The 13374-nt window shown below is 64.0% G+C and carries 10 protein-coding genes; 7 read left to right on the forward strand and 3 right to left on the reverse strand.

Going from position 1 to position 13374, the window contains the following annotated elements:
• Positions 1 to 64: 64 nt before the first annotated feature.
• Genes P9228_RS11835 through P9228_RS11845 form a run of 3 tightly spaced genes read left to right on the forward strand, consistent with a single transcriptional unit; the run spans position 65 to position 3809 of the window.
• Positions 65 to 1681 (forward strand): GMC family oxidoreductase N-terminal domain-containing protein, encoded by a 1617-nt coding sequence (locus P9228_RS11835; RefSeq protein ID WP_278053552.1) that lies wholly within the window; start codon positions 65 to 67, stop codon positions 1679 to 1681.
• A complete protein-coding gene (locus tag P9228_RS11840) occupies positions 1678 to 2889 on the forward strand; it encodes a mandelate racemase/muconate lactonizing enzyme family protein (RefSeq protein WP_278053554.1) in 1212 nt (403 codons plus the stop codon). Before P9228_RS11835 ends, P9228_RS11840 begins: the two co-directional genes overlap by 4 nt.
• Positions 2886 to 3809 (forward strand): NAD(P)-dependent oxidoreductase, encoded by a 924-nt coding sequence (locus P9228_RS11845; protein WP_278053556.1) that lies wholly within the window; start codon positions 2886 to 2888, stop codon positions 3807 to 3809. The genes P9228_RS11840 and P9228_RS11845 overlap by 4 nt, the downstream gene beginning before the upstream one ends.
• A gap of 72 nt (positions 3810 to 3881) precedes the next feature.
• Here P9228_RS11845 and P9228_RS11850 read toward each other — a convergent pair whose 3' ends face one another.
• Complete coding sequence (locus P9228_RS11850) at positions 3882 to 4820, reverse strand: diacylglycerol kinase family protein (protein WP_066994447.1); 939 nt, start codon at positions 4818 to 4820, stop codon at positions 3882 to 3884.
• 830 nt (positions 4821 to 5650) lie between these two features.
• Between P9228_RS11850 and P9228_RS11855 the strand changes: the two genes are divergently transcribed.
• On the forward strand, positions 5651 to 6172 hold the full coding sequence (locus P9228_RS11855; RefSeq protein WP_095826559.1) for a hypothetical protein: 522 nt from the start codon (positions 5651 to 5653) through the stop codon (positions 6170 to 6172).
• A 56-nt stretch (positions 6173 to 6228) separates the two neighbouring features.
• Here the strand turns inward: P9228_RS11855 and P9228_RS11860 are convergent, their stop codons facing one another.
• Complete coding sequence (locus P9228_RS11860) at positions 6229 to 6717, reverse strand: hypothetical protein (RefSeq protein WP_245457075.1); 489 nt, start codon at positions 6715 to 6717, stop codon at positions 6229 to 6231.
• A gap of 253 nt (positions 6718 to 6970) precedes the next feature.
• On the opposite strand from P9228_RS11860, the gene P9228_RS11865 reads away from it, so the two are divergent.
• Positions 6971 to 7495: a DUF2314 domain-containing protein gene (locus tag P9228_RS11865; protein WP_347404279.1), complete on the forward strand. Its 525-nt coding sequence runs from the start codon at positions 6971 to 6973 to the stop codon at positions 7493 to 7495.
• Positions 7496 to 7569: 74 nt separating this feature from the next.
• On the opposite strand, the gene P9228_RS11870 is transcribed toward P9228_RS11865, so the two are convergent.
• On the reverse strand, positions 7570 to 8613 hold the full coding sequence (locus P9228_RS11870) for a CapA family protein (RefSeq protein ID WP_278053559.1): 1044 nt from the start codon (positions 8611 to 8613) through the stop codon (positions 7570 to 7572).
• A gap of 118 nt (positions 8614 to 8731) precedes the next feature.
• Between P9228_RS11870 and P9228_RS11875 the strand changes: the two genes are divergently transcribed.
• Entirely contained in the window at positions 8732 to 9982 is a 1251-nt protein-coding gene (locus P9228_RS11875) for a hypothetical protein (protein ID WP_278053560.1), read from the forward strand.
• A gap of 113 nt (positions 9983 to 10095) precedes the next feature.
• Positions 10096 to 13173, forward strand: a complete 3078-nt coding sequence (uvrB, locus tag P9228_RS11880) for an excinuclease ABC subunit UvrB (protein WP_127325761.1) — start codon at positions 10096 to 10098, stop codon at positions 13171 to 13173.
• Positions 13174 to 13374 lie beyond the last annotated feature (201 nt).

Raw genomic sequence — 13374 nt, forward strand, 5'->3', positions numbered from 1 at the left:
CCGGCGACGACGTGAGCCGGCAATGTCTAGGCTAAGCCCGGATCTCGGAGCCCGCCCGCGCATCATGCAGACTTATGATTTCATCATCGTCGGCTCCGGCTCGGCCGGTTCGGTGGTCGCGGAAAGGCTCTCGGCTTCCAGCCGCTTTTCGGTACTGGTGCTGGAGGCAGGCGGAACCGACCGCCGTTTCTATGTCCAGATGCCGCTCGGCTACGGGAAGACCTTCTTCGATCCGGCCGTCAACTGGAACTACAAGGCCGATCCCGATCCCGGCCTCGGCAACAATGTCGACCACTGGCCGCGCGGCAAGCTGCTCGGCGGCTCGAGCTCGATCAACGCCATGGTCTTCATTCGCGGCGCGCGCGAGGACTTCGATGCCTGGGCCGCCGCCGGCAATGCGGGCTGGAGCTTTGACGACCTGCTCCCCGCTTTCAAAGCGTTGGAGGACAACGAGGCCGGCGCCGACCAATGGCGCGGGGTCGGCGGCCCCTTGCACATCACCGATTGCTCGAATGCGGTGCATCCGCTGACCAAGCGCTATCTGGCGGCCGCCCAGCAGGCCGGACTGCCGTTAAATCCGGATTTTAACGGCGCCTCCCAGGAGGGCGTCGGCGTCTACCAGATCACCACCAGGAACGGCCGCCGCATGTCCGCCGCCCGCGCGTTCCTGCGCCCGGCGATGAAGCGCAACAATGTGCGCGTCGAGACCAACGCGCTGGCGACGAAAATCCTGTTCGAGGGCAAGCGCGCCGTCGGCGTCGAGTACCAGCAAAACGGCGAAACCAAGAGGGTCCGCGCGGGCCGCGAGGTGATCCTCTCCGGCGGCTCGGTCAACTCGCCGCAACTGCTGCAGCTCTCCGGTGTGGGCCCGTCGGCGCTGCTCGGCGATCTCGGCATCCCGGTCGTCCACGCCAACGACAATGTCGGGGCCAACCTGCAAGACCATGTCGGCATCAACTACACCTTCAAGGGCAAGCTGCCGACGCTGAACCAGATCCTGCGGCCATGGTGGGGCAAGCTGCTGGTGGGCATGCAGTACATCCTGCTGCGTTCCGGTCCGCTGTCGTTGTCGATGAACAATGCCGGCGGCTTCTTCCGCACCGACCCGTCGATGGCGCGGCCGAACATGCAGCTCTATTTCCAGGCCTTCTCCACCGTCATCCCCAAGAGCGGCGAGCGCCCGATCCTGACGCCCGATCCGTGGCCGGGCTTCTCCATCGGACTTTCCAATTGCCGGCCGTCGAGTCGCGGCGAGATCATGATCCGCTCGAAGGATCCGCGCGACTATCCGAAGATCACGGCGAACGCCTATTCGACCAACGCCGATGTCGACGAGATGCTGGCGGCGGTGAAGTTCGTGCGCAAAATCGCCTCGATGCCGGCAATGGCCGAGATCATCGAGGAAGAAGTTTTGCCTGGTCCATCAATTACTTCCGATGCCGATCTGATTCAGGATTTCAGGAAGCGCTCGGGCACCGTCTACCATCCCGTCTCGACCTGTCGCATGGGTCCGGACGCTTCGCGCGCCGTCGTCGATCCCCGGCTTCGGGTGCATGGGCTCGAGGGCTTGCGTGTGATCGACGCATCGATCTTTCCCGACAACATCACGGGCAACACCAACGCCGCCGCAATCCTCACCGGATGGAAAGGCGCCGAGCGGGTTCTGGAGGATCAGAAATGAAAGTCACCGACGTCAAGACCTGGGTTGTCGGCAACCCGCCGCCCGGCATCGGCGGCAAGTATTTCATCTTCGTCAAGCTCACCACCGATGGCGGCGTGGTCGGCTATGGCGAGGCCTACAACGCCACCTTCTCGGCGCATGTCACTGCCAAGATGATCGAGGATATGGCCGAGCGCTACCTCATCGGCCGCGATCCGCACGATATCGAGAACATCTTCCGCCGCGTCTATTCCTCCGGCTTCACCCAGCGTCCCGACGTTTCCGGGATGGGCTGCTTTTCGGCACTCGAAATGGCCTGCTGGGACATCATCGGCAAGGAGGCCGGCAAGCCGGCCTACAAGCTGCTCGGCGGCCAGGTGCACGAGACGCTGCGCTCCTACACCTATCTCTATCCGCACACCGGCAGCGTCCATTCGGAAGACGCCCGCGGCCAGAACGTCTACAACGATCCCGACATGGCCGCGGCCTGCGCTCTGGAATATGTCGAGCAGGGATTTAACGCCGTCAAGCTCGACCCGGCCGGGCCTTACACGGCCTATGACGGCCATCAGCCGCGCCTGATCGACATCGACCTCTCGGCGCGCATGATCAAGGCGATCCGCGAGGCGGTAGGCACCAGGGCGGACATCCTGTTCGGAACCCATGGCCAGTTCACCGCCTCCGGTGCGCTTCGTATGGCCCGTGCAATCGAGCCCTACGATCCGCTGTGGTTCGAGGAGCCGGTGCCGCCGGACATGCCCGAGGTGATGGCGCAGGTCGCTCGCGGCACCTCGATTCCTATCGCCACCGGCGAGCGGCTGACGACAAAATTCGAATTCGCGCGCGTCATCGAGAACCGCGCCGCGACCATCCTGCAGCCGGATCTCGGCCGCTCCGGCGGCATTCTCGAAACCAAGAAGATCGCCGCCATGGCCGAGGCCTACCACATCCAGGTGGCGCCGCATTGCTATTGCGGGCCGATCGTCGGCGCCGCCAACATCCAGCTTGCGGTGACTCTGCCCAACTTCCTCATCCTGGAATCGTTGAAGCAGTGGGACGGTTTTCACGCCACGCTGCTCAAGAAGAAGATCGAATGGCAGGATGGGAACGTCATCCCGTCGAAGGAGCCAGGCCTCGGTGTCGAGCTCAACGAGGAAGTCTGCGAGGCGCACCCCTATAGCGGCAAAGACCTGCATCTGCAGATGATGCAGACGCCGCTGATGCCGTGACGGCGCGCCTCGCCTACGCCTTCATCGGCCTTGGTCATCTCGGCGGCAACCTTGCCGCCAGCCTGCTGCGCCACGGCTTCGCTGTTGCCGTTTTCGACCGTGACCCAGCGGCGGTTGCGCGTTTGGTCGCGCTCGGCGCAACGGCGGCGGCGAGCCCGGCGGATGCCGCGACCCGCGCCGGCAATGCGATCACCTGCCTGCCCTCGCCGAAAGTGAGCGAAGCTGTGCTCGCCGGTTCTGACGGATTGCTGGACGGCCTGGCCGCCGGCGGCACCTGGATCGAAATGTCGACCAATGGCCGCGACGAGATCCTGCGGCTGGCCGCACTTGCTTCGGCGAAAGGTGTCGAGACGCTGGAATGTCCGGTCACCGGCGGCGTGCACTTGGCGGCGGCAAGAAAGATCACCGCGCTGGTAGGAGGGGACGCCGCGCTCTACGAGCGCCACCGGCCGGCGATCCAGGCAATGTGCGCCAAATCGTTCCTGATGGGACCGGTCGGCTCGGGGGCGGTGATCAAGGTCATCACCAACATGCTGGCCTTCATCCATCTGGTCGCCGCCGGCGAGGCATTGATGCTCGCCAACCAGGGCGGGCTCGACCTCGCCCAGGCCTATCACGCCATCGTCGCCTCTTCCGGCAACAGCTTCGTCCACGAGACCGAAAGCCAGCTCATCCTGAACGGCTCCTACGACATCGGCTTCACCATGGACCTGGCTTTGAAGGATCTCGGTTTCGCGTTGTGCATGGCCAGGGATTTTCGCGTGCCGCTGCAACTGGCACCACTCGTCAACCAGATTTTCGAGGTCGGCAGGCAGAAGTATGGCGGTGGCGCCTGGTCGACCCAGATCGTCAAGCTTCTGGAGGATGCGGTCGGCACGGAGCTTCGCGCGCCAGGCTTCCCGGCCAAGCTCGAACTGTAATCCGCCAAAACTTTAGCCAGCCATTTCAATCGCCTAATCACACCGGCGGAATCAAACCTTCAGGCAGGCGATTCAACACCTGAGCGTCAATGCGCCGGGCAATATCTCGAAAGTTGCCGGAATCCGACCTGGCGACTCGCCGTCTATGTCGACTAGCGCTCCGTTCTTCTCAACGTCGCCTAGCGGTTCGACCAGCACCTTGCGACCGCGCAGGATGGTGATCGCCGGATGGTTGCGGTGGCGCCCGCCATAGAGGAGACGGATGTCGCGGATCAGCCCAAGCTTGCCGGCGGCGCGCAGGATGACGACATCGAACTGGCCGTCGGACAGATCGGCGTCCGGCGCAATCATCATGCCGCCACCGAAGAATTTCCCGTTGGCTACCGCCACCAGCGCCATGCGCGCCTCGACCGGCTCGCCGTCGTCTATGGTGATCCTGACCTCCTGGAAGCGATAGCGGATGAATTCCAGCACTGTGCGCCAGAAGAAAAGCGCTTTGGCCGAGACCCTGCCCTTGCGCTTGTCCGCATTGACCGCGCGATCGGTGGCGCCGGAGAGGCCGAGGCTGGCGATGTTGATGAAGTGACGGCTGGCGAGCGCGCCGTGGTCGTCGATGTAGCAGACGCGGCCGGCATCGACCTTGCGCGCGCCGGCGCCGGCGATACGCGCCAGTGCTTCCTCGATTTCGTCGGGCAGGCCGAGCCCTCTGGCGAAATCGATACCGGTGCCGCAGGGCAAAAGGCCGAGCGCGCTGGTCCGGCCGGTCTCATGCTCTGCCTGCAGCAGCCCGTCCGCCACCTCGCTGGCGGTGCCGTCGCCGCCGGCCGCGATCACCAGATCGCACCCGCTGGCCGCGAGGTCGATTGCCAATCGCTCGGCGTCGCCGCTGGTCTGCGTCTCGCGCAGCTCGAAATCGCCGAAATGCCTCTTGAGCGATGCGGCGGCTTCGGACCAATGCCGCTTGAGCTTGCCCCCTCCCGCTATCGGATTGAGAACCACCCCAACCTTCAACCTGATCTCCCCCGAGGCATATTGCGTGGAAGCGCAAGGCGACTCGGCTGATGCAACGCCACAGCACTTTGCCGGCATTCAAACGCGGGCCGACTGGCGGGGCAAGGCTCATCGTCGAAAGGACCGCGGAAAATGGGGACAGGCTGTCTAAGGCGTTCGGCCCGCAAATTCCGAGACTTGTCGCATCGGTCCCCGATAATCCCGCTATCCACAGGTCCGCGTCTATTCCGCAAATTCCTTACCCGGCATACATTGAACCCATCTCAGGCGGCTACCGAACGCCCCGGCCGAAAGGCAGAAGCGCAAGGCGGATTTCCTGAGGCCCGTACGGCCCAGAACGAGAGCAGGTTCGCCTGCTGGAGGGACGGATGCCGAGACCTACGGGTGCCGCGGAAAGCGTGCGAACGCCGACGGCGGACCGATGCTGCCATGAAGGCGGGTGAAACCTTCGATGGTGCGCCGGCAAAGCCCGCAAGGGTGGAGATCGGCGTGGTCTGGAACGGACGCTGCCTTCGGGTGGCGACTGGCAGGACCGTCAAAATCAAGGCCGGCCTGGCGCGACGACTTTACGGAAGTTGCTGCCGTAACCGGTTCCTGATCTGACAGGGAGGCGCTGGGAGCAATCCCAGCGCCGACTGTTTTTTGGGCTGCCCCTTTCACCGGCCCTTTTCCCAGCGTCCTGCACCTCCCCAGCATCTGCCACTGATGCTTCCCCGCCACAGTCGCAAGCCAAGCAACGCGCCGACACTCTCAATTCACAATCGCGGCCAAATCCCGCCTTGTTCCCCGGCGATTGATCGCCTGGGAACGAAGTTCAAAGGGACAAGACCGTGATCAAGACCGCCCTTGTCGCCATGACCATTGTCGGCTGCGACTGCGACGCCAAGCTCTGCGAGTATATCGGCGAGACTCCCGCCAAATGGGCGACGATTGCCGACTGCGAAGCGGCGATGAAGAGCCAGATGCTGCATCAGCGCAATTTCAATTATCCGCTGGTTTCCGGCATCTGCCGCACCAAAGGGTCGGCATCGACTTCGGAGCTCGCAGCCAAAGCGTCAAGGCCGGAGCTGAGGCCGCCGAACCGCGTCGTCGAACCCATTGCCCCATTGCCGCCCGAGCTCAGCCGTCGGCCGAGCGTCCCGGTCGGCACGACGGTGACGGCGAGCGAGACGGAAGCCGCGCGGCCTGTTGCCTTCGAGGCCGCGGTCGACGGCGGCAGCGCCGTGCTCTATCGCACCAAGGCTGGTTATGCCGTGGTCAAGACCGATCTCGGCCGCGCGGCCAACGCGACGGTGGACATGGCAAAGCGATCGGCGAACTGGCTGGCGGGACTGGTGCCGAGCGGGCTGTAATCCAGCACCGGAAGCGCACGAAACCGGTATTCCAGGCACTTGAATATCAGCGCGCCTTACAGTTTGACCTTCAGCGTCTGCCAGAATTTGTCGATCATCGGTTGCTCGGTTGCGGTGTCCTGATCGCCGATGCGCGTGATGAACAGCAGCCCCTGATCGGCAAGACCGAAGCCGACGATCTCGAAATCGGCCTTGTCGGTACGCGTCTTCACCGTGGCTTTGATGCCGGTCAACTGCTTGCCGTCGGCGAGCTTGCGGGTCGTCGGCTCCTGTATCAGCGTGCCGCCCGCCTGAACCGACTCCTTGGTCATCTCTTGCAGCATCAGCTGATTGAGCGACACCGGATTCATCTTGCCGTATTCCTGCACCACGACGACGGTGCCGAGGGCCGAGGCAGCGAGGTATTGGGTGATGCTCTCGCCGAGATCCGTCTTGGTGACGGAAATGCTGCTCGGATGAACAAAGGAAAACCTGCCGCCGGACAAAGTGTCGAAGTCGTTGCGGTCGAGCCGCACCCTGGCCCTCTTACCGCCGGGCAAGGTCACGTCTGCATCCTTGCCGGGATCATCGCCGTGGCACCAAGTTTCATTCGCATGTCCTGTCCTCTCCGGCGGTCGGCGCTTTCGACTCTTTGACGACCGAGAGCGCTTCCGTTCCCGTTACCATCCGCTCGTGACGGATAGACTGACCACACCCGGCAAAAACCATAGGGGTACCGGAACGCTGCAGACGAAGGCCGCCGCTGGCGCGTCGGAACAATGCAGTGCCTGATTGATAATGCCGGCACGATGCGGGAAGATGAGCGCCTACCTGGAGTTGGGGGGCTTCATGACCTTTGCCGTTCGCGCCACACTAAGCTTGTTACTGGCACTCGCGCCCTTGCCTGTTCGAGCGCAGGACACCGATCAGGGTGACGACAAAACGGTGATGGTAGCCCCGGACGATGCCGAAATGGCGGCGGCGATTGCAAAGGCACGATCCAGCCTGGACGACTTCCTGGCTTTGTCCGACGCGCCGCCGCCGGGAACCGGCAGGTTCAAGCTGAAGGTCATGGTGGTCGACGGACATGCGACGGAGCATTTCTGGCTCATCCCCTTCAAGCGGACTGCCACCGGCTTTGTCGGCATATTGGCGAACGAGCCTAAACTCGTCCGCAACGTGGTATTCGGCCAGAACATCGAATTCTCCAAGGACGATATCTCCGACTGGGGATACACCAGGGACGGCCATCAGGTCGGCAGCTTCACCGTCTGCGTGATGTTCAAGAAAATGTCCAAGGAAGAAGCGGATTACATGCGCACCCAATACGGCTTCGACTGCTGAATTGCATCCAAGGCATTACAGCTGCCTTTGCGGCAAGCTCGCCGCGGCCAGTCGGCCCGGTCAGCAGTCGGCTGTCAGCCGGAAAAGATCGCGCTCAGGCGTTCGGTAACCTTCCGCTTCAACAATTCCTCCTTCAGCGCCTCCACCGGCACCAGCTGCTCATGGCCGCCTTTGGCGAGGCGCATGAAGAAATGCAGTTTGTAAGCGGCAATCTTGCCTCGCGCGGCTGCGTCCGTGCGGACGTCGACGACCAGGATCGAACCGATGCGGCCGGGCCATGGCTGCCTGGCAAAAGCCGTGCCGAGGAAGTCGCCGAGACCGTAGGCCACGATCGCATCGTCGATGCGCTCGAGCGGCTGCACGACATGGGCGTGGTGGCCGGCGATCAGCCGCACGCCGTAACCCGCCAGCCGCCGCGCCAGCGCCCGCGTCGCCGGTCTCGGAAAATGCCGGAACTCCCAGTCCCAATGCGGCACCGCGCAGAGCAAGTCGATGTTCGCGAGGATCCCGAGCGGCCATTCGGCCGGATCGCCCGCCATGGAAATCCGCGCCCGAAATTCGGCCTCGTCAGCGTTGCGCCAAAGCGTGAACGCGGCGAAGCCGATCGTCAGCGGCCCGGCGGCCTGGTGTTGGACCGGGCCGCCGGCCGCGGTGCCGATGGTGCGGATGCCGAGCCGCTTCAGCGCCGCGACCGTCTCGTCGAAGCCGGCAACGCCCTGGTCGAGGATATGATTGTTGGCGAGCGACAGCACGAGCCTGTCACGGACAATGCCGACGTCTGCCAGCGCATCCGCCAGGAAGCGTTCGCTCATCGCGTGATGCGTGCCAAGCCGCGTGCCCGCCACCGCGCTCGGCCGCTCGACGATCGGGCTTTCGCAATTGCCGACCACGAGATCGGCCGAAGCGAGCAGCGCCGCGATCGCAGGGTCGCATTCCGGCACCCGGCGATTGGCGACCGCCGACAGGTCGCCGATGAAAGCAAGCCGCACAGTTTGCGTTGGCGTCGGCACCATCAGCGTCGCTGCTGCCGCCGCGAAACCGTTTCTGTCGCCGCCTAGCGACGGCTTCAGAAAACGCGGCAGCCACGACAATTTGTAGGAAAGCGGATAATTCGACACGCGATGCCCAACCGTTTGCCATCGTGTGTAGACCGTCTTCGCGCCAGGAGAAAGCAGCAGGCGAAGCGCCGCAAATCCGTGTATTGTGGCTGGCGGGATTGGGACGGGAGGATCCATCGTGAAGCGACTGTCGGGCCTTGTGGCACTCACACTCTTGCTGCTCCTGCCCTTTGCTTACGCCAAAGCGGCTAGCCCCGACCCTGCCGCCTTGTTCGAGGCGAAAACCGTTTCCGAGCGGAACAGAGCCCTGGCGGCACTGGAGGCGGCGGCACCGAGCGATCCGGCATCGGCCTATGCCGCCGGCGCCGGCGAATTCTTTACCGCGCTGGAAATCCTGGCCAGCGGTCTGCATCGGCACGGTTTCGAGAGCCCGCAATCCTTCATGCTACCGCTGATGCGGCTGCCCGTGCCGGACAATCCCAGTCCCGAGCCGCTTACCTATGAAAAGTTCCGCGCCATCCTGATCGCTTTCCGCGACCGTCTGGAGAAATCCGCCGCCACGCTGGGCTCGGTGCCCGCCGATGCCGATATCGGCATGGTGGTCGACCTCGCTCATGCCGGTATCGATCTCAACGAGGACGGCAACATCGCGCCGGACGAAAGCATCGCCGCGATCATGGCCTCGCTCTCACGCGGCGTCGACGCGAGCGATGCCGCCCCTTCGCTTGCCTTCCGCTTCGACCGCGCCGACGGTTTCTGGCTGCAAGGTTACGCCGAGTTCCTGATGGCGCAGGCCGATTTCTGGCTGGCGCATGATTTCAGAGCCATGTTCGACGGCTCTTTCCACATGCTGTTTCCGCACGCGAAACTGCCGCTGCAGGACGCGCTGGTCCCGCCGGATGGCGGCATGAGCGGCAGCATCTTCGCCTCGGAATGGCGCTTTGCCGACTTCATCTCGCTGGTGCATCTCGTCAACTGGCCGGTGATCGAGCCGGAGCGCCGCAAGGCGGCGCGCCGTCACCTGCTGGAGATGATCCGGCTTTCGCGCGAGGACTGGAAAGCGATACGCGCCCAGACCGACAATGACCGCGAATGGCTGCCGGGACCGCAGCAGAAGGGCGTCAACCCGCTCACCGGCCTCGAGGTCGGCGAGGCGCAAGTGCAGGCATGGCTTGCCGCCCTGACCACGGCAGAGGACCTTCTCGAAGGGCGCGTGCTGCTGCCGCATTTTCGCATCATCGGCAAAGGCATCAACATGAAGCGCGTCTTCGACGAGCCGAAACCTTTCGACCTCGTCCTGTCGATCACCGGCCCGGCCATCGCGCCTTATCTCGAAAGTGGAAAAATCCTCACCAGCGACGATTTCAATCAGATTCAGCGCGAGTTCGGCGGCGCCGGCTTCCTGATATTCGCGCTGTGGTTCAACTGAAACGAAACGGCGCGTGCGCCTCCTGACAGCCTTCTGTCAGCAGGCTCGGCAGCGCGCACCCGCCATTTCACTCCGCTCTTTCCATTTCGGCCGAGTCCTCCCATATTCGGGCCATGGCCAAACGCACCGACAAGAAAACGCCCTCGCCGGCGCAAGAGGGCGCGCCGAAACGGCGCAGTCCGCTGACCGAATTCCTCGACGCCGCCGAGCCCCTGGAGCGCGGCGGCTTCGCCGAAGCGCCGCAAAGCGAGTTCTCCGGCGCGCCTCTCACCGGCTCGATCTCCGATTGGGCCGGACAGATCGAGCGCGAGGCGCAAAAGCAGCCGAAGGCCAAAGCGCCGAAGAAAATCCCCGAGCGCTCTGCTGCGCCCGGGCGCACGGCGCGCGGCACCTCGATGGGCGGCGCGGCATCGGCGAAAGAACGCGCCGCCGCCGGCCTCAACCCGGTGGCCGGCCTCGACATCAGCCTGGAGGACGCCGAGCAGGTTTCCTCGAGCGGTGTGACCGCGACCGTCGCCGCACTGTCGAGGCTCATCGAATCCGGCAATCCGCTGCACAAGGATGGCCAGCTTTGGACGCCGCACCGGCCTGCCCGGCCGGAAAAATCGGAAGGCGGCATCGCCATCAAGATGGTGTCGGATTTCGAGCCCGCCGGCGACCAGCCGACCGCCATCAAGGACCTTGTCGAGGGTGTCGAGCAAAGCGACCGCACCCAGGTGCTGCTCGGCGTGACCGGCTCCGGCAAGACCTTCACCATGGCCAAGGTGATCGAGGAAACGCAGCGCCCTGCCCTGATCCTGGCGCCGAACAAGACGCTGGCCGCGCAGCTCTATGCCGAGTTCAAGAAATTCTTCCCCGAAAACGCGGTCGAGTATTTCGTCTCCTATTACGACTACTACCAGCCGGAAGCCTACGTCCCGCGCACCGACACCTATATCGAGAAGGAATCCTCGATCAACGAGCAGATCGACCGCATGCGCCACTCGGCGACGCGCTCGCTGCTGGAGCGTGATGACGTCATCATCGTCGCCTCCGTCTCCTGCATCTACGGTATCGGCTCGGTCGAGACCTACACGGCGATGACCTTCCAGATGCAGGTCGGTGACCGGCTCGACCAGCGCGCCTTGCTTGCCGACCTCGTCGCCCAGCAATACAAGCGCCAGGACATCAACTTCGTGCGCGGCTCGTTCCGCGTGCGCGGCGACACGATCGAGATCTTTCCGGCCCACCTCGAAGACCGCGCCTGGCGCATCTCGATGTTCGGCGACGAGATCGAGGCGATCACCGAGTTCGATCCGCTGACCGGCCAGAAGACCGGCGAGCTGAAGAGCGTCAAGATCTACGCCAATTCGCACTATGTGACGCCGCGGCCGACCTTGAATCAGGCTATCAAGTCGATCAAGGAAGAGCTGCAATACCGCCTGCAAGAGCTTGAAAAGGCTGGCCGTCTGCTTGAAGCGCAACGTCTCGAGCAGCGCACGCGCTTCGACCTCGAGATGCTCGAGGCGACCGGTTCCTGCGCCGGCATCGAGAATTATTCGCGCTATCTCACCGGTCGCCAGCCGGGCGAGCCGCCGCCGACCCTGTTCGAATATGTGCCGGACAATGCGCTGATCTTCATCGACGAGAGCCACGTCACAGTGCCGCAGATCGGCGGCATGTATCGCGGCGACTTCCGCCGCAAGGCGACGCTGGCCGAGTATGGCTTCCGCCTGCCCTCCTGCATGGACAACCGGCCGCTGCGCTTCGAGGAATGGGACGCCATGCGCCCGCTGTCGATCGCCGTCTCGGCGACGCCGGGCGGCTGGGAGCTCGACCAGTCCGGCGGCGTCTTCGCCGAGCAGGTCATCCGCCCGACCGGCCTGATCGACCCGCCGGTCGAGGTGCGCCCCGCCAAGAGCCAGGTCGACGATGTCGTCGGCGAAATCCGTGAGACGACCAGGCTGGGCTACCGTACGCTGGTCACGGTTCTCACCAAGCGCATGGCCGAAGACCTCACCGAATATCTGCATGAGAACGGCATTCGAGTCCGCTACATGCACTCCGATATCGACACGCTGGAGCGCATCGAGATCCTGCGCGACCTGCGCCTCGGCGCCTTCGACGTGCTGGTCGGCATCAACCTGCTCCGCGAAGGCCTCGACATTCCCGAATGCGGCTTCGTCGCCATCCTCGATGCCGACAAGGAAGGTTTCCTTCGTTCGGAAACCTCGCTGATCCAGACCATCGGCCGCGCCGCCCGCAACGTCGACGGCAAGGTCATCCTCTACGCCGACCAGATCACCGGCTCGATGGAACGGGCGATGGCGGAGACCAACCGCCGCCGCGAGAAGCAGATGGAGTGGAACGCGGCCAACGGCATCACGCCGGAATCGGTCAAGTCGCGCATCGCCGACATCCTCGACTCCGTCTACGAGAAGGATCACGTGCGCGCCGACATCTCGCAGTTCACCGACGATGCCGGCGCCATGATCGGCAACAATCTAAAAACCCATCTCGAGGCGCTGGACAAGCAGATGCGCGATGCCGCCGCCAATCTCGACTTCGAGAAGGCCGCCCGCATCCGCGACGAGATCAAGCGGCTGCGCGAAATGGAGCTGTCCATCTCGGACGATCCGCTCGCCCGCTACGCCGACATGGAAAGCCCGGTTTCCGGCCGCGAGAAAGGCAGGCACAACAAGGGACGTGCGGTGCACCGCACCGTCGATGACGACGGCAAGGGCCTGTTCCGCAAGCCGGATCTCGATGAGATGGGCGCGGACGGCGCGGTGCCGGTGAAGAAGCCTCTTTTCGCCAAGCCCTCGATCGACGACATGGGACCGGGCACCGATATGGCAACACCCGCTGGCGCGGTCTCGCGTTCGCTGTTCAAGAAGCAGTCGGCGCAGGAAGCGCATGGCTCCGACTTCGGCATCCCGGGCGATCGCACCGGGTCGCTGTTCCGCAAGAACTCGCTCGACGAGATGACGGTGCGCCGTACCGAAAAACCCGTCGAAGGAACGGTGCCTACGAAGCCACGGCCAATCTCCCCCCTTGTGGGGGAGATGTCCGGCAGGACAGAGGGGGGCGCGAAGGAACGCGACGATAAACCCATCGTCCGCCAGCGCTCTGGCATCGGCTCTTACGAAGACCCAGCCGATGAGCGCCGTCAAAAGCGCCGGCCGAGCAAGACTGGGCGGCCGGGGCATTGATTTTCTGAAGAGATTGATATGTTAACATGCCGGCGGGACAGCGCTCTGTCCTGCCGGACATCTCGCCCACAATGGGCCCACAAGAGGGGAGATCGGTAGTTTCAGCGCCCCCGTTCTGACCTGCCGCCCCTTGCCATGCCCCCCTCCCCAGGTGTACCAGTTTCCCCAACTCGAACATCTGGAAAGGAGGGCTGCGTGTCT

The organism is Mesorhizobium sp. WSM4898 (assembly GCF_029625845.1).
GTDB lineage: Bacteria > Pseudomonadota > Alphaproteobacteria > Rhizobiales > Rhizobiaceae > Mesorhizobium.